16 protein-coding genes are annotated in these 22064 nt (G+C 69.2%); 3 read left to right on the forward strand and 13 right to left on the reverse strand.

The features are described 5' to 3' along the window. Positions 1-70: 70 nt before the first annotated feature. The 8 genes from ACYVOK_RS04250 to ACYVOK_RS04285 form a co-directional block, all read right to left on the reverse strand. Complete coding sequence (locus ACYVOK_RS04250) at positions 71-766, reverse strand: MgtC/SapB family protein (protein ID WP_460660894.1); 696 nt, start codon at positions 764-766, stop codon at positions 71-73. Between the two features lie 3 nt (positions 767-769). Then, entirely contained in the window at positions 770-1789 is a 1020-nt protein-coding gene (locus ACYVOK_RS04255) for a 2-hydroxyacid dehydrogenase (RefSeq protein ID WP_460660895.1), read from the reverse strand. Further along, a complete protein-coding gene (locus ACYVOK_RS04260; RefSeq protein WP_460660896.1) occupies positions 1786-3249 on the reverse strand; it encodes an FGGY family carbohydrate kinase in 1464 nt (487 codons plus the stop codon). Before ACYVOK_RS04260 ends, ACYVOK_RS04255 begins: the two co-directional genes overlap by 4 nt. Before the next feature lie 73 nt (positions 3250-3322). Then, positions 3323-4123 carry a DeoR/GlpR family DNA-binding transcription regulator gene (locus ACYVOK_RS04265; protein WP_460660897.1) on the reverse strand — a complete coding sequence of 267 codons (801 nt, stop codon included), beginning with the start codon at positions 4121-4123 and terminating at the stop codon, positions 3323-3325. Beyond that, on the reverse strand, positions 4120-4737 hold the full coding sequence (locus ACYVOK_RS04270; protein WP_460660898.1) for a histidine phosphatase family protein: 618 nt from the start codon (positions 4735-4737) through the stop codon (positions 4120-4122). Before ACYVOK_RS04270 ends, ACYVOK_RS04265 begins: the two co-directional genes overlap by 4 nt. Continuing rightward, entirely contained in the window at positions 4734-6071 is a 1338-nt protein-coding gene (locus ACYVOK_RS04275; RefSeq protein WP_460660899.1) for an FGGY-family carbohydrate kinase, read from the reverse strand. The genes ACYVOK_RS04270 and ACYVOK_RS04275 overlap by 4 nt, the downstream gene beginning before the upstream one ends. 630 nt (positions 6072-6701) lie before the next feature. After that, complete coding sequence (locus tag ACYVOK_RS04280; RefSeq protein ID WP_460660900.1) at positions 6702-7142, reverse strand: excalibur calcium-binding domain-containing protein; 441 nt, start codon at positions 7140-7142, stop codon at positions 6702-6704. 227 nt (positions 7143-7369) lie between these two features. After that, positions 7370-10027, reverse strand: coding sequence for a hypothetical protein (locus tag ACYVOK_RS04285; protein ID WP_460660901.1), 2658 nt, complete (start codon positions 10025-10027; stop codon positions 7370-7372). Positions 10028-10162: 135 nt separating this feature from the next. Here ACYVOK_RS04285 and ACYVOK_RS04290 point away from each other — a divergent pair, with 135 nt between their 5' ends. Beyond that, complete coding sequence (locus ACYVOK_RS04290; protein WP_460660902.1) at positions 10163-11575, forward strand: family 43 glycosylhydrolase; 1413 nt, start codon at positions 10163-10165, stop codon at positions 11573-11575. Here ACYVOK_RS04290 and ACYVOK_RS04295 read toward each other — a convergent pair. Genes ACYVOK_RS04295 through ACYVOK_RS04310 form a run of 4 tightly spaced genes read right to left on the reverse strand, consistent with a single transcriptional unit; the run spans position 11569 to position 18345 of the window. Continuing rightward, positions 11569-15303 carry a hypothetical protein gene (locus tag ACYVOK_RS04295; RefSeq protein WP_460660903.1) on the reverse strand — a complete coding sequence of 1245 codons (3735 nt, stop codon included), beginning with the start codon at positions 15301-15303 and terminating at the stop codon, positions 11569-11571. The genes ACYVOK_RS04290 and ACYVOK_RS04295 overlap by 7 nt on opposite strands. 2 nt (positions 15304-15305) lie before the next feature. Further along, positions 15306-16133, reverse strand: a complete 828-nt coding sequence (locus ACYVOK_RS04300; protein ID WP_460660904.1) for a carbohydrate ABC transporter permease — start codon at positions 16131-16133, stop codon at positions 15306-15308. Further along, complete coding sequence (locus ACYVOK_RS04305) at positions 16130-17062, reverse strand: carbohydrate ABC transporter permease (RefSeq protein ID WP_460660905.1); 933 nt, start codon at positions 17060-17062, stop codon at positions 16130-16132. Before ACYVOK_RS04305 ends, ACYVOK_RS04300 begins: the two co-directional genes overlap by 4 nt. Beyond that, positions 17059-18345, reverse strand: a complete 1287-nt coding sequence (locus ACYVOK_RS04310) for an ABC transporter substrate-binding protein (RefSeq protein WP_460660906.1) — start codon at positions 18343-18345, stop codon at positions 17059-17061. Before ACYVOK_RS04310 ends, ACYVOK_RS04305 begins: the two co-directional genes overlap by 4 nt. A gap of 316 nt (positions 18346-18661) precedes the next feature. Here ACYVOK_RS04310 and ACYVOK_RS04315 point away from each other — a divergent pair, with 316 nt between their 5' ends. Both ACYVOK_RS04315 and ACYVOK_RS04320 read left to right on the forward strand, forming a co-directional pair. Next, positions 18662-19351, forward strand: coding sequence for a hypothetical protein (locus tag ACYVOK_RS04315; protein ID WP_460660907.1), 690 nt, complete (start codon positions 18662-18664; stop codon positions 19349-19351). 98 nt (positions 19352-19449) lie between these two features. Beyond that, entirely contained in the window at positions 19450-20199 is a 750-nt protein-coding gene (locus ACYVOK_RS04320; protein ID WP_460660908.1) for a hypothetical protein, read from the forward strand. 233 nt (positions 20200-20432) lie between these two features. Here ACYVOK_RS04320 and ACYVOK_RS04325 read toward each other — a convergent pair whose 3' ends face one another. Further along, positions 20433-22031, reverse strand: a complete 1599-nt coding sequence (locus ACYVOK_RS04325) for a serine/threonine-protein kinase (protein ID WP_460660909.1) — start codon at positions 22029-22031, stop codon at positions 20433-20435. Between the last annotated feature and the right edge of the window lie 33 nt (positions 22032-22064).

The raw sequence follows: 22064 nt of genomic DNA on the forward strand, positions 1-22064 counted from the left end.
AATTATCACCGATTCATGGTGACGTATAGAGAAACTATGTGTTTTCTCACTGAGTTCACACCATCAACGGTCAGTCGTCATCGTCGTTGCGCAGCCGGACACCGGTGACGCCGTCGAGTTCGTCGAGTGCGACGACCAGGTTCTGCAGCGGCGGGCGGCCGCGGAACCGCATCGACGCCCGGACCTGCGGATAGCCGCCTTCACGGTGCACCTCGGTCCCGAGCACCGACGCCTCGAAGCCCATCGAGGTCGCGGTCGCCAGGATCGACCGCAGTACGCCGGAACCGTCGCGGTACCGCACGGTCACGATCCTGCGCCGGTCCGGCGACGGCAGGAACCGCGCCAGCCGGCCGAACGGACCGACCGCAGCCAGGTGCAGCACTGTCGCGGCCGCTGCGAGCAGTGGCATGCCCGCACCACAGGCCATGCCGATCGCAGCCGTCATCCAGATGGTCGCGGCGGTCGTCAGGCCGCGCACCACGTCGCGGCGCATGAAGATCACGCCCGCACCGAGGAAGCCGATGCCGGAGACGATCTGGGCCGCGATCCTGGACGGATCGAGATTGACATCGGTGCCGAGGACGGCGTTGAAACCGAAGCCGGACACCAGTGTGAAAAGAGCAGAACCGGTGCCGACCAGCGTGTGCGTCCGCATCCCCGCGCTCTTCTGCTGCACTTGGCGTTCGATGCCGATGATCATCGACAGGACAAACGCAACCAGGAGCAGCAGGAGCTCTGTCCAGGTGCTGGGCGTCAGGAGTTGCATGCCCTACGCCGACACCAGCCCTGCCGGGTCCTTCCCGGCCAGATACGCGGCGACCGCCTCGGCCGCGATCGTGCCCGCGCGATGAGCGGTCTGCCGAGTTGCACCGGCCAGGTGCGGCGTCATCACCACGTTGGGCGCGGTGAGCAGCCGAGAGCCCGCAGGAACAGGCTCCTCGGGAAAGACGTCGAAGGCGGCCGCACCGAGGTGACCGGACTGCAACGCATCCACGGTCGCGTCGTAGTCGAGCAGCCCCCCGCGCGCGGTGTTCACCAGTACGGCGCCTCGTGGCATCAGCGCGATCTGGTCGGCGCCGATCATGCCGCGGGTCTGATCGGTCAGCCGGGCGTGCAGGCTGACCACGTCACTCCTGCGCAGCAGCTCGTCCAACTCGACCAGTTCGATCCCTTCGGGCGCCTGGTCCACGAAGGGGTCGGCGACCAGGACGTGAGCGCCGAAAGCGAGCATCACCCGGGCCACCCGCTGCCCGATCGCGCCGTACCCGACGAGGCCGACTGTCGACCCGTCGAGCTCCACCCCGCACTCGTCGTACGCGTAGAGGTCGCTGCGCCACTCTCCCTGCTCCAGGGTGCGTTGCAGCCGCGGAAGGTTGCGCATGGCCCCCATCATCAGCGCGACCGCGTGCTCGGCGGCGGCGACCGCGTTGCGGCCGGGCGTCGAGGCGACGACGATCCCGCGCTTGGTTGCCGCGGGCACGTTCACGTTCACCGGACCGCCACGGCAGACGACCAGCAACCGCAGGTCGGGTGCGGCGTCCAGGACCCGCTCGGTGAACGGGCCCATCTGGGTGACCGCGATCTCGATCCCGGCCAGCGCCTCGATCAGCTGGTCCTCGGCGTCACTCGCCTCGTCCACCTCGGCGACCCGCCCGTACGGCGTCAACGGCCACGGCAACGTGACCTCCCGAAACTCGAAGCTGACGTCGTCCAGCGTCGAGAGCGCAGCGGCAAGCAGGTCGTTCCGGACGAAATGGTCGCCGGCAAGCAGCGTCCTGACGGTTCTCATCGAACTCCTGAGGTGAAGGTGGGGGCGGGGTCGGACCAGCGCGGGCGGGCCGCTTCGATCCGGCGCAGGTAGTGGGCGTAGCCCTCGGCGTAGAAGGCGGCGCGGGTGGGATCGGGATCGACCTGACGGGTCTCGGCGATCCAGTCGGGGCCGGCGCTGTCCGGATCGACCGCGCGCCGAGCGCAGATCACGGCGCCGCGGGCGGCGACCTGCTCGGCTTCGGCGGTGTGCAGCGGTGCGTTCAGCACATCCGCGAGGATCTGCGTCCACTCCGTACTGCGGGCGCCACCGCCGCAGACCGTGACCCGTCCGGTCCAGCCGGCCGCTTCGAGGCAGTGCCGAGCGGCGTACGCGATCCCTTCACAGGTCGCGCGCACCAGGTCGGCCGTGGTGGTGGACAGCGAGATCCCGTCGATCGTGCCGCGGGCCCGGGTGTCGACGAACGGCGCCCGCTCACCCGCTTCGGACAGGTACGGAAGAACGGTCACGCCCTGCGCGCCGACCGGGCTTTCGGCCAGCAACTCCGGGAGCTTGTCCGTCCCGACGCCGACGAGCGCCAGGACCCGGTCGAGCGCGGCCGTGCCGACCATGGCGGGCATCGCGCGAAGCCAGGTGCCAGGCGTCCATGTGCCGAGGAACAACCCCGCCGGTTCACCGTCCACTGGCAGTTCGCGCGTCACCACCTGGCACGCGAGCGTCGTACCGACAGTGAGCAAGGCGTCGCCTGGCTCCTGCACACCGGCCCCGGCGGCTGCGGCCGGCAGGTCGTAGGGCCCGGCGGAAACCCTGGTGCCGCGGGCCATCCCGGTCGAGTCGTCACGCAGTTCGCCGACCGGCCCGGCGGCCTCCACCGGTGCCAGCAGGTGCTTCAGCTCGAAGAGACCGGTCGCCTTCAGCGCCTCGTCGTCGTACTGGTTCGTCCGCGGATCGAGGAACGGCGCGGACGCGTCGGACACGTCCGTCGCACGGACGCCGGTCAACTGCTGCATCACGACGTCCTTGCAGTACGCCGCCGTGCCCGCGCGGGCGATCACGTCAGGCTCTTCCGCGAGTACGGCGGCCAGGAGCGGACCCGAGGCGCCCGGGAACATGCGGTTGCCGGATCGCCGGAAGACGCGTTCGGCGACACCGTCGGTGGTCCAGCGATCGAGGATCGCACTGCTGCGAGCGTCCAGCCAGGAGATCGCCGGACGGACCGCCGTACCGTCGGCGTCGACCAGCCAGAGACCGTCGCCCTGTGCGGTGATCGCCAGGACGCCGGGCCGGTCCCCCACCGTGCCGGCCAGCTCACCGACCACCTCGTTGACCGAAGCAACGATCTCCGCGGTCTCGTGCTCGAACCGCCCGATCCCGGCCCGGACCAGTTTGGTCGGCCGGGACGCCTCGGCCACCGGCCGGCCGTTGTCGTCGAACGCGACGGCCTTCGTGACGGTGGTGCCGACGTCGACTCCGACGTCCATACTCTCCCCTCCTCTACTGCTCCAGCTCAGCTGCCCTTCGGTTGCGGGAGGAAGGAAAGCTGAGCGGGAGCGGTCATAGTTTTGCGACCTCCACGGTCGCGCCGTGGTCGCGGAGCGGCTGGATCAGGTCCTGCGGGGTCTTCTCGTCCACCACCACGACGTCGAAGTCGGTCAGCGGCGCGAGCCGGTGCAGGGCGGTGCGCTGCAGCTTCGCGTGGTCGACCAGCAGCACCTTGGTCTTCGCCGACCGCAGCATCGCCCGCTTCACCAGCACGATCTCCTCCTCCTGGTGGAACGCGTGCGTCGGCGACACCGCGGACACCGAGCAGAACAGCAGGTCGGTGTGCAGCGACTCGACCGCCTCCGCGCACGGCATCCCGCCGAACGAGTCGTGCGTCGCGGAGTAGATGCCGCCGAGGGCGAGCAGGGTGATGTCGCGCAGCTGGGTGAGCTTGGTGATCGCGGGCAGGAAGTTCGTTGCCACGGTCAACGGCGTGATGTCCTCGAACAGGTCGACCAGGGCCAGCGCGCTGGTCGAGTCGTCGAGCATCACCGACATACCGGGCTCGATCATCGCCCGGGCGTGTCGGGCCAGCGCGGCCTTCTCGGTCTGCGCGGTGTTCAGCCGGTACGCGACGTTGCTCTCGAACACGCTGGTCGGCTGCGCGCTGACGCCGCCGCGGTACTTGCGCACCACGCCCTGCCGCTCGAGCTCGTCCAGGTCGCGGTGCACCGTCATCACGCTCACCCCGAACGCCTCGACCAGTTCGTTGGCCGAGACCGAGCCGTGCTCGACGACGTACGCCGCGATCTCGGCCTGCCGGCGGGCGGGACGACTCAGTTCGGTGGTGTCACCGTCGACGTCGGATGTCATGCCAGGGTCTCCATTCGGACTGCGGGAAGGTTGTACGCCTCGAGACCCACTGTGCCGTCCTGCCAGCGGAAACGCACCAACGCCGCGGGACCGAGAACAGGTAGCAGTCTGCGGTAGTCGTTCAGCCGCAGTCCGAGCACCCGGCAGGTGAGCAGCCGGATGAGCGTGTTGTGCGCGACGACGAGCACCTTCTGACCCTGGTGCACCCGCCCGATCTCCTCGAAGACCTCGTGCACCCGGTCGGCCGCCGCGGCCGGATCCTCGCCGCCCGGGAAGTGGTCACGCACCGGATCCAGCTGGAAGGCCTTGGCCACGGCCGGCGGGAGTTCGCTGAGCATCTTGCCCTCGGCCGAGCCGAAGTCGACCTCGCGCAGCCGGGCGTCGAAGGTCGGTTCCAGACCGAGTGCCTCCGCCGTCGGCGCGATCGTCTGCCGGGCCCGCAGCATCGGTGAGCACCACAGCGCGTCCGGTGCGTAGTCGATCGCCCACTCCTTGAGCTGCCGCGCCTGCTGTACGCCGACCTCGTCGATCGGGAGGTCGGTCGAACCGGTGTAGCGGTTGCCGTGGTGCCACTCGGTCCGGCCGTGCCGGGCCAGCACGATCGTCGTCCTCATCCGCGGTACCCCCGGCGATCCAGTTCGGCGACGAACTCGCCGTACAGGTCCTCGAGGTTGTGTGGTCCAGGCTCGAGGATGCGGTCGGTGCGGACCATCCGGCGGGCCGTCTCGGTGAGCGAGCCTCCGGACGACGCGGCCAGGACGGCCATTCCGTACGCCGGGTCCGGCGCGGCCGGCAGCTCGACCGGTACGCCGAGTACGTCGGCGCGAAGCTGGTTCCAGTAGCCGCTACGGACCGCGCCGCCGGTGAGCGAGACGGATCGGACCGGGTCGGCGCCGAGGCCGACCAGGTGCTCGAAGGCGAGTCGTTCGATGAAGGCCACGCCTTGCAGCACGGCGACGTACGTCTGGAGGTCGTCGGCCGGGTTGCCGAGGGTGAAGCGTTCCGCCTGCGGCGCGACGAAGGGGAAGCGCTCACCGGTCTTGGTGAGTGGATAGAGGACGGCGTCGACCGGGCCGGCTGCCTTGTCGAGGGCGTCCAGGTCCGCGGTGGGAAGCAGTTCGGTGAGTACGCCGGCACCCGTACTGGACGCGCCGCCGGGGAGCCAGCCGCCGTCGGGGTGACGGTGGCTGTAGACCGCGCCGGTGGGGTCGTCCAGCAGGTCCTTGCTCACCCCTTTGAGGACGAGCGTCGTACCGAGGACCGAATTCCAGGCGCCCGGGCTGAGGGCACCGGCGGCGATCTGGGCGGCGCAACCGTCGGTCATGCCGGCGTGGACCGGGACGCTCGCCGGCGTGCGGCCGAGTTCGGTGCCGGGGAGGACGACCTCGGGGAAGAGGCTGGGCGCGAGACCGAGCTTGTCGAACGCGGCGTGCGGCCAGGCGTCCGCGACCAGGTCGTAGCCGGTCTTGAGAGCATGGCTGGTGTCGGTCGCCACCGGATGGCCGACGAGATGGGCGGCCACGAAGTCGGCGCTGTGGACGATCCGGTGGTGTTCTGTCGGCTTCAGCGACAGCAGCTTGGGGAGCGCCCAGGTCGGTTGCATCGCCGTCGACCAGCGTTCCGGGTCGGCGTCCACGATGCGGTTACGCTGGTCGGCTGCACGGGCGTCGTCGTACATCAGGGCCGGGGTGACCGGCCTGCCGTGCTCGTCGGTCAGCAGGAAGGTGCCGGACGTGGAGCAGATCGCGATGCCCTCGACGGCCGGTCCGGAGACTTCGGCGAGCACGGCGTCGACGGCGTCGAGCCAGCTCTGCGGGTCCTGCTCGTGCCGCGCGCCCTCACGGTGGCTGGCCAGCGGCCGGGCGGCGCGGGCCAGGACCGTTCCGTCGGCATCGGCGAGTACGGCGCGCACGCTCTGCGTACCGAGGTCCACGCCGATCCAGGCCACGTCACGCCTCCCAGTCCAGTGTTATCTGCGCTGATAACATAACACCAGAAGGCGATAAGAACACGCCAGTCCGCGTCCGAACCCGGACACGCCACGGCTCCCACAGCTGGGAAGCCTGTGGGAGCCGGGTGGCCCGGCCGGCTGCGCCTGCGCCGACGGGACGGTCAGGTGTTTGCCGGTCAGGAATGCATGAGCACCAAGGCGGGGTCGACAGCCGCGAACTCGACCCGGCCCGCCTCGACGGCCCCGTAGGCGCCGATGGGTCCACTGGCCGGGCGACCGTGACGGTTGACCCAGAAACCCCAGCCCGCCGGAGGCTCCGGCCAGTCGGGGTCCGGCTCCCAGCCCGGCGGCGGACGCCATGTATCACTCGGCGGCTCGGGCCAGTCGGGCGGTGGGTTGAACTTGTGCACGGGCGGGCCCCCTCGGATTCCCCAGCGATCCGTCGATCGCCAACTGTCTGACAGATCAACGATCTGGCGTACCAGACGTCACGGCTAAGTTTCCGTAAAGTTTTCCCGGCACACGGCCACCAATGACACCACCGCCCCCGAACCTGGGCAACCATCCGCCCACCACCCGGACTGCACGTGCATCCGCACCCGCATCTGCCGCCTCAGCCGGCACGGCCTACTCGCAGGCGACTCCGTCGTCGTCCCGGTCGAGATGCGACGCATAGCCCGGTTGCCCGGCATACAGGGGCGCCTTTCCGGCCGCCCGCACCGCCGCGCAGTTCGCGTAGTACACGTCCGGCGCCGGCGCTGTCGTCTTGCTGGGTCGTGCGCTCGTGGTGGACTGAGCCAGCGGCGCCCGCTCGGTCACCGTAGTGGTCGCCTGCGGTGGCTTGACCGTGACTGTGCGAGCCGGCAGCGGTGCCTTGGTGACGGTTGCCGTCGGCCCCGGCACGGTGACCACGGCGGTTTCGGTAGGTCCGGGCAGGGTGACCGTCGTTGTTGCCGTGGCAGTTGCGCCGGGCACCGGCGACGAGGACGCGCTGTCGCTGCCGCCGATCGCGGCGAGGATGGTGACGAAGGCGATCCCTGCCGCCACCCATCCGGCGATCAGCTTCACCGGCGGCTCCGCGCCGTACCGCCCGCTCGGTCCGCGGGCTCGAAGTCCGCGGGAGTTCAGCCAGAAGGCCCAGCCCGGTGGCGCCGGCGGCCAGCTCGGGTCTGGTCGCCAACCGGGCGGTGGTTGCCAATCCGGAGCCGGTGGTTCCGGCCAGCCCGGTGGTGAATTGAATGTGTGCATGGTGACTTCCCCCTCGAGGGGCTACATCGAGTCACCGTCACGTGTCGTTACAGATCGTCGAGGCGGGCTTTGACGCGGTGGTGGGTGGTGAGGGAGTTGGCGAGGGTGTAGCCGAGGGAGCGGTAGGCCTCGAAGTCCCACTCGTCGTAGAACTGGTCGCCGGTGGTGCGGCGCGGGAAGTCGGGGTGACCGACGGCGTACTGCTCGATGTCCCAGCCGAGGTGGCCGGCCAGCACCGCCTTCAGGAAGAAGATCTCGGACTTGTACGGCTCCTCCTCGCCGTCCTTCAGCGGGTGGGTCGCGATGCCGTACGCCCAGGCCCGGTCGGCGCGCGGTTTGGAGCCGCGGATCATCGGCGACGGGTCGATGTCGATCTGGATCCCGTGGTCCATCCGGGCCGTCGCGATCGCCTCGGCGAGTGCGGTGAACCGGTCCTCGGCGTCGTTCGACGCGTCGATCACGATCACCTGGGCCGGCTCCCGGCGGAGCGCCTCGACCAGGCCGAGGTTGTCGTAGTGACCGCCGTCGGTGACGTAGATCCGCCGGTCGTACATCGACGGCTGACCGATCCCCTCCCGCAGCAACCGATAAGGACCGGGTTTGTCGATCACGCTGCCGACGTACCGTCGTACCTTCGCCAGGACCCCGCGGACCTCGGGGAACGTGGGCTCGGGCCGGTTGTTCCAGTACGGGTTCGGCAGCCACACCCCGAGCCGTGCGTTCAGTACGGCGAGCAGCAGCCGGACCGGCCGGGTCCGGGCGTTCACCCGGCCGGTCAGCGGGCTGAACGCGGCACCACTGATCGCCATCGCGGCCGGCACGGTCACCTCGCGCTTCAGTACGTCGGCCTCGCGCTCGTAGTCGTCCGTCGTACGACGCCCGCCGTCCGGCAGCGACCGGTCACCGATGATCCCGATCTGCTCGGCGTCGAAGACGAACGGCACGCAGTCACGCTGGATCGGCACGAAGTCGGCGTCGGACACGTTCGCCACGCCCGCGATGACCAACTGCGGACCGCCGTCGACCGGCTTGGCCCACTCGGAGTACCGCAAACGCAGGTGGTAGTCGAGCGCGACCGCGGCGCCGTTGTCCTTGCGGCTCACCAGGAACGCGCGCGACAGCCTCTCCCGGTAGAACGAGTGCAGCGACGTACGGTTCGCGTCCGTGAGCAGCTTGACGGCAACCACGATCGCGGCCAGCACCAACGCGACGTTCCAGTCCTCCTGGTAGGAACGGTCGATCGCGTACCCGCCGGTCCAGCGCAGCAGCACGATGACGGCGGCGACCACGATGATCGTGCTGGCCAGCCACGGCGCGAGCTTGGTCCGGGCGAACGCCAGCAACCGCGCCCGCACGCCGGCCGCCTCCTTGCCCTCGACCGCAAGCCCGTTCCACACCGTCTTGCCGAGCCCGATCAGTACGACGACCAGTGCGCTGAACGACGCGACACCCTGCTTCGTGGGGTCGACCAACGCCTGCAGAGCCGAGGGCAGACTCGGCTGGTCGGCGGAATCACCGGGCAGCTGTCCCAGCAGATAAAGGCCTCCCGGTACGCCGAGGAGCAGTACGGCGAGCGGCAGCCCGAACCGGAGTGACACGTTCCCGATCGTTGTCAGCAGCATCCGGACCACGTCGGGCATCCGTGCCCAGCGATCCCACACCTTCTCCAGCACGAACATTCCCGCACTGAGCGCGAGCAGGAACAGCGACAACCAGAGGAAGGACCACGAGTCGTTCGGCCGCCAGTCCACGTGAAGGCTGGAGCCCGCCTCGGTGATCACCTCCTGGTCGGCAAGGAACCAGCCGAGCACCCAGGCGATCGCGCGCAGCGTGATCCCGATCAGCAGCAGGTTGACGACCAGCCCGAACAGCACCGACAACGCCGCACGGAACATCGCCCGGCCACCCTGCAGCAGGTAGCGGGTCTGCCGCCGCAACCGCGCGAGCTCGGGCGATCCCGGCGAGAACGGGTCGGCGCAGGTCCGCCTGAGCACGTGGAACGCGGCCGCCATGTAACCACCGCCGCTGACGCCGATCACGGTCGACGCCTTGTCGTAGTACCCCTTCTCCCGCAGGAGTTGCAGCGCACCGAGACAGAACGATGCCGACCGGATGCCGCCGCCGGAGCAGGTGATCACCAGCCGCCCGGCGTCCTTGCCGTCGTCCTTGATCCGCTTGAACGTCGCGGGTGGATCGATCACGACGCCGTACAGCTTCCGTTGCCCGAAGCGGCTGCTGGCGAAGTAGGCGACCGCGAGAACCAGTGCGCCGGCGAGTCCGATGCCGCGCATCAGCCAGGTGAACCAGCCTGTCGACAGATCGGCACAGGGACCGGTCGAGGCGCCGAACTCTGTCCACAGCCGGATGTCCTCGACGACGTCGAGCAGCGCGGCGACGAAGACGATCCACGACCCGGCCGCCGCGACCCGCGCCCACGACTGACGGTTCAGGAACTTGACGTACTTGTACGCGCGGTACGCCGCGTAGACGTAGGCCATGATGAACGTCGCGTCGAGCAGCAACGACAGCCGGCCGGGCACCTCGCAGTCGTACGCCGAACCGGCCGCGTCGTGCACCGCGTCCCGCATCGGCCACTGGACGACCGCGAGGACGACGGCGAGCTGAAGTGTCCTGGTGAACGTACGGCGCCGGCCGATCTGCTCGATCGTGGCGTCGCCTTTGGTGCCCTCCGATTCCCCGAGCATCGCCCCATGATGCCGGTGCCGGGGGCCAGGCGGCCACCCGGCTTTCGATCGTGGTGTGAAAGGTTTACAACGTTGGCACAGCCGCAGTACAACGGACGGGACCGGTCCCGCCCCTCCGGCTCGAGAGGTTCTGCCATGAGGTTCTTCCGCCCCGCAATGGCTTTGAGTGCTTCCGTCGTACTGGCGCTGAGCGGTCTGCCGGCCGGACCGGCCGAGGCTCGACAGGAGAACACCATGGCGTCGCAGACCTTCCGGAATCCGGTGAACCCGTCGGCGGACCCGTCGCTGATGCACTACAACGGCCGGTACTACGTCGCCACCACCCGCGGCGACCGGATCGGGATCTGGTCGTCACCGACCCTGGCGACACTGCTGATCCAGCCCGAGCAGGTGGTCTGGCGGGATCCGGATCCGAGCCGCAACCAGCAGATGTGGGCGCCGGCGTTCCGCAAGGTCGGCGACCGCTGGTACATCTACTACACCGCGTCCGACGGCGTCGACGCGAACCACCGGATGTACGTGATCGAGTCCGAGGGCGACAACCCGCTCGGCCCGTACCACTTCAAGGCGAAGATCGCGGACTTCGGCGAGTACGCGATCGACGGCGAGCCGATCACGGTGAACGGGCAGCAGTACTTCGTCTGGTCCGGACCCGGCCGCGGTCAGGGCGGGCCGGCGCAGTTGTACATCGCCCGGATGAACAGCCCGTGGTCGGTGACCGGCGGCCGGGTCGCGATCCCGGCCAGTGGCGGTTGCACCGAGGTCCGGGAGGGACCGACACCGCTCTACCGCAACGGGCGGGTGTTCCTCACCTACTCCACCTGCGACACCGGGAAGCCGGACTACCAGTTGTGGATGAAGAGCATCGCGAACGGCGCCGACCCGATGGTCGCGTCGAACTGGGTGCAGCACCCCGGCCCGATCTTCTCCCGCAACGACGCGACCGGCGTCTGGGGACCGGGTCACCACTCGTTCTTCAAGTCTCCCGACGGCACCGAGGACTGGATCGCGTACCACGGCAAGAACACCAGCACGTACACGTACGCCTTCCGCACCAGCCGTGTGCAGAAGATCAGCTGGAACGCCGACGGCACCCCGAACCTGGGCCGCCCGCTCGCGGCCGGCGCCACGCAGACCCTGCCGTCCGGTGATCCCGGCTCGGCGAACTACTGGATCAACGACACCGACGGCGCGGTCGTCTACAGCGGCGCCTGGAGCTCCGGCTCCGGCTGCGGCAACCAGTGCTTCTGGGGCAACGACCACTGGAGCGGGCAGCGCGACGCGTCCGCGACGATCCGCTTCAACGGCACCAAGGTCGCCCTGCTCAGCGTCCTCGACGTCGGCAACGGCATCGCCGCGATCTCCGTCGACGGCGGCCCCGAACAACGCATCGACTACTACAGCTCGATCCGCGTCGGCGAACAGCTCATCTACGTCAGCCCCACCCTCCCCGCCGGCCCGCACACCCTGAAGGTCCGCGTCACCGGAGACAAGAACCCCGCCTCCGGCAGCACAGTCATCAGCCTCGACCGCATCGAGGTCTACTGACCGACGTACCGGCTTCTGAGGGTTACCGGGCCGAGGAGGCCGGAGGTCTTCTGGCCGGGGAAGACGAAGTGGGTTGGGCTGACCGCGTCGAGGTAGGGGGCGGCGGTGTTGAAGATCTCGATGGTGAGGGTGTGTTGGCCCGGCGGGATGTCAGTGAGGTCGAAGGTGTACGGCGAGCAGAAGCGGGAGCCGACCGAGGTGCCGCCGATCAGGACTTCTGCGGTGCCGCGCACTCGGCCCAGGTCCAGCTGCCGGTAGTCGGCCTCGGGGAGTTCGACCGCGCGGGTGTAGCGGACGCCGCCGGAGTACTCGGAAAGCCCGAGGGTTTCCCAGTTGCCCAAGCCGATTCGGCCGGGGCCGACGGTTGCCCGGATGGGAGCGGTTAGGGCCGCGCCGGACTCGTGGCCGGGTGTGGTCATCACCGTGAGCAAGCCGGTCTTGGCACCTGGAGGGACGTCGGCGACCAGTGTGCCTGCACCGGTGGCGAGTTGTTGACCGTCGACGGTGAGGACCGCTTCGCCGGCCAGGTCGATCTCCAACCGGGTCGTGCCTGGCGGCAGGTCGAAGCGCAGGTGTTCGATCCGGTCCGGCGACGGGCGGGGTACGGCGAACGTGATCGGCTCGACGACTCCCAGATCGGTGCCGTCCAGCCAGGCAGCGGCGGGAAGCGGATGCGGCCGACGCGTGAGGTACAGATCGGCCAGTGAGCGATGCCACGGCCGCCGCCGTACCGTCGGCACGGTGGATCCGTCGACCGTGGCCGTCCAGTCGTGGTCGGAGATCACCAGGCCGTCGACCAGGATCGGGGCCGGCCGGGTCACCTCGACCACGACGGTGTTCTCGACTCCCGGCCGGAGTACGGCGGCTGCGTCGTACCGGCGTACGCGTGGAATCGGCCGCTCGTACGGCATGAATCCACCCTGGCGACCCACCTCGACCTCGTTCACCAGCAACCGCGCCGATCCCCACGCGGTCAGCGTCAGCTCGGTGCACTCCCCCGGTACGACGGTCGTGCTGTAGCGGATCGCGGCACCAGGGCCGGCCGAGTCCGCGGCGATCCACTCCGGGCGGCGGTACGACGCCAGGTCGCGCACGAATGCCACGTTCGCCCGGAGGTTCAACTGCTCCGAAGGCGTCAGCCGAAGCTCGAGGTGATGTGTCCCGGCCTCGAGATCCACCGGGACCGACCCGAACTGACCGCCCGCGTCGGAGATCGGCAGCGGTCTGCCGTCGAGCAGCAACTCCTTGGCTGCGGGCGCACTCACCACCACGGTCGACTGCAAGGTCTCGGTCAGCGCGAAGGCGGCGGAGAACGTCACCGTGTGACCGGCCTCGACGGTGCCGAAGTCGAGGAAGTCCTCCGGAACGTGGCCCTTCGGACCGAGAGCATGGTGATGTATGTGGTCCTTGAAGATTCCCCGGGACTCGGAGTACTCCACGGGTCGACCATCGATCAGACCGTGCGGGCCGAAGGTGGCGTGCGCCGGCCGCCAGTCGTCCGACCCCTCGACCCGATGCTCGAGCGCCCAGCGTTCGACGACGGCATCACGTGACGTCGAAGCAGGCCAGGCGAAGTCGCCCCAACTGTTGTCCAGCGTCGGAATCAGCTCGAAGTCCCAGTCACCGTCGAGCACGACCTCGTCCGACTCACCCGGCGTCTCGGCAGCCGCCGACGGGTTGCCCTCGGCAAACACCACCAACGCGGCAGGCCCTTGGTCGAAGGGCACGACCACCTCGCCGTCCTCACACATCAGCGGCTTGGTCGACCCGTCGAACGGCGAGACCAGCAGCGGCGGCCCAGGTACGTCGCGGACCCGCAGCCGCACCTCGTCCAGGTACCGCGACGGATCGAACGAGTACCCGACCCGGGCCCACTCGTGACTGATCCCCCGCCCGACGGGCGCGCCGTCGATCTGCGTCGCACTCCACTCGGTCGGCGTGACGAACACGACCAGCGCGTCGTCGACCTCCCGAGTCAACACCGGTACGTCGGCCTCCACCCGCAGCGGCACCGGCGCCAAGGCCGCAGGCACTTCCGCCGACGAGGCAACCACCACGACCTCGCCCGACAACCCGTCAGGCACCGCGTCCACGGCAACCACCAGCCCGCCGGCGGCGATGAACTCGTTCAGCCGTTCGATCACCGCCTCCTCGAGCACAGTTGCCGCAGGCAAGACGACGGCGGCATAGGACTCGGAGGCAAACGACAGCCGCGGCCCGGCCACCACCTCGGCACCGGCCAGCGACTCGTCGTCGATCACGTCCGCATCGATCCGCGCCCGGTCCAGCACCCCCAGCGCCGGCGCGAACCAGGTCGCGTCCCCGATCAGCTCCCGATACACCTCCTGCGCGCGCAGCGCCGACGGACCAGGCCCGTCCAGCGTCAGATCGGCCTGAGCCGTCGCATTCGGGAACAGTACGGCGACCTCGCACACGTGCCGTCCCATCGACAACGCCGCACACAACCGCGTCACCGCGTCCGCGAACGACTTGTGATGCCGCCAGTACGGCTGCCGCCAATCGGTCGACGGCGGCGCCCACTCCCACCACCCGGCCCGAGTCGTGTAGTAGACCGCGTGCGGGTTGTACAACGTCGCGCCGGTGCGCAACCACGGCAGCAACCAGTCGAACGTCTCCTCCAGCGTCCCGCCCCAGCCGGTCGAGTGGAACGCCTCGATCCAGGTCCTCGGCCGTCCGTAGAGATGCGCCAACGACGAGTGGATCCGCGCATCCCCGTGATGGTCCGACCCCGGCGCGCTGAACCAGCGGTGCGTCCGCGCATAGTCGGCGTACAACTGGACGCCGTCGACCGGCAACCCGGCCCGGGCCGGATCCTGCTGGTCGCAGCCCACGATCAGCCCGTGCTTGTCGTGCCATTCGTGCAACGGCCGGAAGAACGCCTCCTCGGCCAACGAGGCCCGCAGTGCGTGGTAGTCGCGCCGTACTCGAGCCCCGTCCGGTACGGCGGAGTCCCACAGCGCACCGAGTCGCTCCCGGAGGTCGTACCCGTAACGCGCCAGGAAACGTGACGCGAAGTCGGCGGACCAGGTCGGCACGGACGGCAACTCGTCCTGGAACGACCCGACCACGACGCGACCGAGCCGGTCCCCCAGCCGCCGCTCGAACTCACCGTGCACCTGGTCCAGCAACGCCGTACAGGCCGAAGGACTCAGGTAGTCGAACCCATGGTCCGTCTCGTAGAACAAGGACAACCGCGACTCGACGGCGGCGTCACAGGAGGCGCCGGAAGAGTCGACAACCACCTCGGCAGACGGCTCGACCGTCGCGGAGATCACCCGGCCGCCGGCCGGACACCGCACCTCGAGCCGACCGGTCCCACTCAGCGTCGACCGCTGGAGCCGCCGGCCGGCGTACGCGGGCCGGCGAGCCACCAACCGCGCCTGGATGTCCGCCCCGGAGAACCCGAGCTGGTCGTAGAACCACAACGAGACACCCAGCTCGGCGGCGTCGTCGCACACCCCGAGGAAGATCTCCCACCACCGCTCGCTGAAGAACGCCGGATCGTCCGCATCGCACCCGTGGTCCGAGCCGGCCGGAGCCAGGTTCAGGACGACGAGCTGGTACACCCCACCTTCGACGAACCGCTCCAGCTGCCGGCGCAGCCGGGCCGGGTCGAGCGGTTCGCCGCTCCACCACCAGATGGGCGCGGGCGAGTACGCCCTGGGCGGATCGGTCAGAACCGATGCCAGGCGAGGGGGAAGTGCCACGGTTATCCCTTCAGGCCGCTGGAGAACCCGCGGATGACGTACCGCTGGAGGACGAGGAAGACGAGCAGGATCGGCAGCGCGGCCAGCACCAGGCCGGCGGCGACGAGCCCGTAGTCGGAGGTGTACTCGTTGACGAAGGCAAACACCCGGACCGGGACGGTCTCCCGCCCGGACCCGCCGAGGTAGAGCAGCGGGGTGAAGAAGTCGTTCCAGATGTGCACCGCGTTGAGGATCAGCACGGTGCCGGTGATCGGCCGCAGCAGCGGGAAGATCACGTACCCGAACGCCTGCAGGTGCGAGGCGCCGTCGATCAGCGCCGCGTTGGTGTAGTCGGCCGGCAGCGACCGGATGAACCCGGTGTAGAGGAACACCGTGAACGGCAGCTGGATGCCGGTGTAGAACAGGATCATCCCCTGGTACGTGCCGAGCAGGCCCAGGTCGTTGACCAGCTGGTACAGCGGGATCATCCCGAGCTGGAACGGCAGGATGATGCCGACCAGGAACAGGATGTACAGGCTGTAGCTCAGCCGGGACGCCGTTCGGGCGAGGAAGTACGCCGCCAGCGACCCGAGCACGATCAGGACGACCACGCTGGTCACCGTGATCAGGGTGCTGTTCAGCAGCGCCGATCCGAGCGACGCCGACTGCCAGGCCTCGCCGAAGCTGCCGACCGACGGCGGATCCGGCAGCGACAACGGCTTGTTGGCGATCTGCTCGGGATCCTTGAAGGCCAGCGTCACCAGGGCGTACACCGGGAACAGGAACGCGATCGCGACCGCGATCATGACGAGCTCGCGGACCAGCGTGCGCGGACGGTATCCGGTCGTCATGCCGTCGTCTCCCTCGAACGCAGGTACCCGATCTGGATGAACGAGACCGCCGCGACGAAGATCGCCAGCACCAGCGCGACCGCGGTGCTGTAGCCGAACTTCCCGTACACGAAGGCCTGCTTGTAGAGCACCGTCGACAACGTGTCGGTCGCGTAGCCAGGTCCGCCGTTCGTCATCGCGATGATCTGCGTGAACAGGGTCAGACCGCCGACCGTCGAGAGCATCACGTTGATCGTCGTCGCGGGCGCGAGCAACGGCCAGGTGATGTGCCGGAACCGCGCGTACGTGCCGGCGCCGTCGACCATCGCGGACTCGTGCAACTCCTGCGGTACGCCTTCCAGCCCGGCCAGGAAGATCACCATCGAGTAGCCGGCGCACTGCCAGATCACCGTGAACGCGACCGACCAGATCGCCAGCGACGGGTCACCGAGCCAGTCCTGCCGCAGCGCGCCGAGGCCGATCGCGTTCAGCGCCGCGTTCAGGCCCGCGTCCGGCGCCGGGTTGTAGACGTACTTCCACAGGAACGACACCATCACCGGGCTGACCACGACCGGCGCGAAGAAGATCACCCGCAGCGCCATCCGGCTCTTGATCCCGGTGTGTACGCCGAGCGCCAGCAGCAACCCGATGCCGTTCTGCACGACGACGATCGCCACCGTCAGCAGCAAGGTGTTGCGCAGGGCGCCCAGGGCCTGGTCGTCGCGGACCAACTGCTTGAAGTTCTCCAGCCCGACGAACGTCCGCTGCTCGCCGACCCCCGACCAGTCGGTGAAGGCCGAGCCCGCGCCGGCGATGCTCGGGTAGAGCATCACCAGCGCGTACACGATCAGAGCCGGTGCCGCGAAGAACCACGGTGGCGCGATACCCCCGCCGCGACGCCGCGATGCTTTCACGGCTTCCCGTCGTACCGCCTGCAGAGAGACTGTCATGCGGTCTTCCGGTAGGCCTCGTCCATCTTCTTCAGGGCGCCCTGGACCGTGGTCTTGCCGCCGAGGAGCTCCTGGACGACGGCGAAGTGGGTCGGCTGGACCTCCGCGTTCGGCCAGCGCTGGTCCATGAACGGGACCGCCTTGTTGTCCTTCAGGTACGGCAGGAACGGCTTCAGCACCGGGTCCACCTTGGCCTCGCCGTCGGAGTACAGCGGCACGCACGCGACCGCCTCGGCCCAGGCGTTGACGGTCTCCGGCTGGCCGCAGTACTCGATGAACTTCCTCGCCTGGTCGGCGTTCTTGCTCTTCACGTTGATCCCGAGGCCGACCACGACACCGCCGGGGATCCAGTTGTCCGCCTCGACGTCGGTGGCCGGGAACGGGAACATGCCCAGGTCGTCCGGTGACGGCGCCGCCTCCCGGAAGGCCTGCAGCACGGCGGACACCTGGACGGCCATCGCGGCCTTGCCGGTGCCGACCATCGAGGTGGCCTGCTCGTACGTCGTCCCGTTCGGGTTGTCGTTGAAGAAACCCTTCTTCTGCAGCTCCAGGTACTTGTTCATCGCGTCGGCCCAGCCGGAGTCGGCGAACGACGCGCTGCCGGCGATCATCTTGTCGTCGAAGTCCGGCGTCTTGGAGTAGACCGTGCCGGGCACCAGGGCGTAGTCGATCAACTGGGTCACCCACGGCGTCTGCGCGCCGAGGGCGATCGGCACGATGCCCTTCTTCTTCAGCTTGTCGCAGACGGTCAGCAGCTCCGACCACGTCGTCGGCGGCTCGACCCCGGCGGTCGCGAACGCCTTCTTGTTGTAGATCGCGCCGAGCACACTGGTGCCGGGCGAGAAGATGTAGGTCTTGCCGTCGTTCTGGAACGCGCCCTTGAAGCCGGTCGGGATCTTCTGCGTCCAGGACTGGTCGCTGAGATCGGCGAGCAGGTTCGCCTTGCTCAGCTGGACCATCGACATCGCGCTGCCGTTGCCCGGGTAGACCGCGTGCAGGTCGGGCGCGTTGCCGGCCGCGAGCTGGGCGCGCAGCGCGGTCTGCAACTGGTCGGCGGGTGAGAACGACAGGTTGAAGTCGAAGTCGGAGTGCGCCTTCTTGTACTCCTCCAGCGCCTTGCGCAGACCGGCCTCCTGACTGCCGGCGCCGATCACCTTCACCTGTCCGCCGGACGAGGACGAGCTGCCGTTGCCGCCGCCGCAGGCAGCCAGCGTGCCGGCGGCGGCCGCCCCACCCATCAGCTGCAGGAGACGCCTCCGACTGACGGACTGATCGAGTGCCATGGTTCCTCCTGAGCCGCGGGGCGAGAGCCGCCCCTGAATTACCGCTAGGTGATGTGAAGTAATCGCGAAGTCGTGTTACTTTCTTCACGCGGGACGCTACGGACGGCCCGAGAGGGTGTCAAGACCTCGTTGAAAGGATTCAGTGACGCGGGCGCCCCAGCGCTGTTTGGAGGGCTCCCGGGGTCGCCTGAGAAGATGTCGCCGTGCCAGCGACCGCCTGCGCTCCGCCTGTCAGCACGCCGTACGACGTGCTGCGCCTCGTCACGTCGTACGACGGGACCGGCCGGGGCCGCGTGACGCCCGGACCGGTGCGCGGGTGAAACGTCCGATTCTGGTCATCGTCATCGTGCTGACCACCCTCCTCGGCGCCGCCGGCGGCTACTACGCCGGCGATCGCACCGAACCGACCCCCACCCAGTCCGGCGAGGCGCTCCCGCTCGGCGGGGTGTCACCGTCCGAGCCGTCGCCGCCCGTCAAGACCCCGGTGCCGAGCGACGTCGCGGCTCTCGAGACCGGCCTGGCCTACCAGCGTCATACGTTCACGGTCACACCGGAGGGCTACCGGCCGGTGCAGATCTCGATCGAGACACCGGAAGGCTGGCGGCTGACCAGGAACCCGAAGGCCCCGGGCGAGGTGAAGTTCCTGGACCGGCTGAACGAGCGCGGCGTCCGGGTCGAGGCGGTCGAACCGAACCAGACCACCGCTGACGCCCGCGAGCAGCTCGTCGTCAACCTGCGCCAGAGCCAGCCGCCGGAGAACGACCTCCGCATCCTCACGGAGACCGACGAGCAGATCGAAGGCGACGACGGCCGGCCCCGGACGGTGTCGACGCTGATCTACACCTTCATCCCGAAACAGACCCGCCGCTACGTCATCGTCCGCTGGGTCGCGACCGACGACGACCGCACCGCGGTGGAGATGAGCATCACCGGCCTGCCGCAGGACGCGGACGGTCTCGCCGAGGTGCTGCGGCAGGCCACCCGGACCGTCCGGGAGACCACCTGACGGCGGTTTCACGGAATCGTTACCCACCGGACCGCAACCTGGGGGCGGGTTACGGTGTCTGTCGGGAGTAGGGGAAATCTGGGGAGGTGAGGCAAGGCGTGGCTCGTCGGGGGACTGTTGGCGCCCTGCTCGGTTCGGGACTGGTGGCGATCACCGCGATCGGCGGGGCGGGCGGGTACGGAGTCGGCCTGCTCACCGCGACCGATCGATCGGCCGCGGCAGCCGGTACGGCGGCTCCGCTGGGACCCGTCCAGCCGTCGACACCGACGCCCTCGACAACTCCGTCGCCGACGGTGCCGCCGCGGAACGTCGTACCCGACAACTCACCCCCGCTCGAAGCGGACGAGCTGCGGTACAAGTCCCGCTCGTTCAGCGTGGAGTACGTCTACAGGTCGCAGCTCACCGCTCGCCTGCCGTCCAACTGGGAAATGACCCGTCCGGACCCGCCGCGCACCGCGCGGTTCACCGACCCGACCGGCAAGCGCTGGCTCCGGATCGAGGCCGGATTCACCATCCAGCGCCCGCCGGCCGCCTCGATGCAGGCACGGATCGCGCAACTCGACGCGCTGCCGAAGGACCAGATGGTGAAGTACGTCTCCAGGACGGTCGAGGGCAACTACGCAACCCTGGCCTACACCTATGTCCCGCCCGCCTCGTTGTCGCCGGTGGCAACGGTCCGCTACGTCATCGTCCGCTGGGTCGCCGACGACAGCGGTCTCTGCGCCGTCGAGATGAGCTCCACCGGACTCCCCCAGGACAAGAACGCCCTGATGGAGGTGCTCGACAAGGCCGCCTCCACCGTCGTACGCCGAGACGGCCCTCTCTCCAAGTCCGACAAGCCCAGCTAGCCTCCGGCTCGCGTTCCTGGTCGTCGAACTCGGTGAAAATGCCGATCAAGCAGTACGGCGTACCCCGTCGGCCGGGGTTCAGTCGACCGGCCAGATGGTGCGGAAGATCGTGGACCGGAGCCGGTAGAACCGCCGGCGGGCCGACTGGATGAACGCGGGCGACGGCCGCAGCCGTTCGGTCGGGAAACGCACCAGGAACTTCCTCAGAGCAGGCTGTAGTGGCTGGGCGCTCGTCAGCCGACCTGGACCGATCGGGCGATCTCCAGGGCACGGTCGCGGTCGTTCTCCGGCACCAGGACCTGGACGAGCATCGAGCCGGTGGTCCCCGTGTCCACGACTCGTTGGAGGAGCATACTGCCACTGGCGCCGCAGGCGGTGGAGAACTGCTCCGTGGTGGCGTGGCCGTCCTCGTTCCCCTGCGCGGGTTCTTCCGTGGTCTCGCAACCGAACGCGGTGCCGTCCGTGATCGAGAGTTCGGCGTCCCGCGCGTCGGCGACCCCGACGAAGACACCCACGCTGTCCGTCGTCCACCCGTCGTTGCGGCTGACCCGCAGCGCCGGGTACGCCTTGCTGCTGCCGGGCGGCTGCCACTCGGACTCCGCGACGGATTTCGCCCAGCCGCGCTGGATCTCCACCTGGATGCTGCCGGACGAGACCGGGACGACCTCGCGAGCGGCCAGATACCGCTGCCCGGCGAACCCGGCTCCCCCGCCGATGATCAGCGCGAGCACGGCCGCCACCACCCACCGGCCGCGCCGTCGCTTCGGCCGTGCGACCGGCTCCGTGGCGGCCGGATCCGAGGCGGCCAATTCCGCGGCGGCCGGATCGGTGGCGGCCAGATCGGTGGCGGCCCGTGGCTCGGTGGGCGCGGCGACGGTCTCCGCCGACCTGGGAGTCTTGACGATGGTCGGCTTGTTGGCGTCGCTCAGCGCCGTGTCCTGGCCCAGGTCGGCGGCCGGGACCACGACCGTCTCGCGGGCGGCGACCTTCGGCGGGACGAAGTCGTGGGTGGTCTCGTTCAGAGCACCGACCAGTTCCCGGGTGAACGCCTGGACGTCCGGCCAGCGCTTCTCCCGGTCCGGGTCGAGGGCGCGGACGATCGCGGCGTCGACGTTGTCCGGCAGGTCGAATCCGAGCGTGCTCGGCGGTGGTGCGGCGGTGACCCGCGAGGCCGCGCCCAGCCCGTCGACCTGATGCGGTGATCTCCCGGTCAAAGCGGCGTACGCGACGGCTCCGAGCGAGTACTGGTCGGCGCGCTCGTCCAGCCGCTCACCCATCGCCTGTTCCGGGGCGACGTACGACGGGGTGCCGCCGGGCATGGTGATGCGCGACACGTCGTCGAGCGACTTGCCCAGGCCGAGGTCGGACAGCACGGCCCGTTCACCCTCGTCGGTACTGCGGAACAGGACGTTCGCCGGTTTCACGTCACGGTGCAGCAGACCGCGCCGGTGCAGCGCCTGCAGGCCGCGGCCGACCTGGACGACCACGTCGACAGCCTCCGCCAGCGCCAAGGGTTCCTTCTTCAACCGGTCGGCCAGCGTGCCGCGATCGGCGTACGTGAGCACGAGGAAGGGGCGGCCGTCCTCGAGTTCGCCGACGTCGTGCACCTGGACGACGTGCTCGGACTCGACCCGGCGCAGGAACCGGCCCTCCTCGAGGAACCGGCGGCGGACCGAGTCGTCGTGCGCCCAGTTGTCCGCGAGGACCTTGATCGCCACCTCGGCGTCCAGTTGCTCATCGTGAGCAAGCCACACCGTAGCGAAACCGCCCGAACCCAGGCGTCGTCGCACGACGTAACGACCGAGTCTGCTTGGGACCCCCATAGAGGGCATTATGGATCACTGGGAGTCCCATGCCGGGGGCCC

Source organism: Kribbella swartbergensis, assembly GCF_054784135.1.

Excerpts from the sequence above, each read along its gene's own strand:
- ACYVOK_RS04250 (WP_460660894.1), bottom strand. The coding sequence starts at position 766 with ATGCAACTCCTGACGCCCAGCACCTGGACAGAGCTCCTGCTGCTCCTG.
- ACYVOK_RS04255 (WP_460660895.1), bottom strand. The coding sequence starts at position 1,789 with ATGAGAACCGTCAGGACGCTGCTTGCCGGCGACCATTTCGTCCGGAAC.
- ACYVOK_RS04260 (WP_460660896.1), bottom strand. The coding sequence starts at position 3,249 with ATGGACGTCGGAGTCGACGTCGGCACCACCGTCACGAAGGCCGTCGCG.
- ACYVOK_RS04265 (WP_460660897.1), bottom strand. The coding sequence starts at position 4,123 with ATGACATCCGACGTCGACGGTGACACCACCGAACTGAGTCGTCCCGCC.
- ACYVOK_RS04270 (WP_460660898.1), bottom strand. The coding sequence starts at position 4,737 with ATGAGGACGACGATCGTGCTGGCCCGGCACGGCCGGACCGAGTGGCAC.
- ACYVOK_RS04285 (WP_460660901.1), bottom strand. The coding sequence starts at position 10,027 with ATGCTCGGGGAATCGGAGGGCACCAAAGGCGACGCCACGATCGAGCAG.
- ACYVOK_RS04290 (WP_460660902.1), top strand. The coding sequence starts at position 10,163 with ATGAGGTTCTTCCGCCCCGCAATGGCTTTGAGTGCTTCCGTCGTACTG.
- ACYVOK_RS04300 (WP_460660904.1), bottom strand. The coding sequence starts at position 16,133 with ATGACGACCGGATACCGTCCGCGCACGCTGGTCCGCGAGCTCGTCATG.
- ACYVOK_RS04305 (WP_460660905.1), bottom strand. The coding sequence starts at position 17,062 with ATGACAGTCTCTCTGCAGGCGGTACGACGGGAAGCCGTGAAAGCATCG.
- ACYVOK_RS04310 (WP_460660906.1), bottom strand. The coding sequence starts at position 18,345 with ATGGCACTCGATCAGTCCGTCAGTCGGAGGCGTCTCCTGCAGCTGATG.
- ACYVOK_RS04325 (WP_460660909.1), bottom strand. The coding sequence starts at position 22,031 with ATGCCCTCTATGGGGGTCCCAAGCAGACTCGGTCGTTACGTCGTGCGA.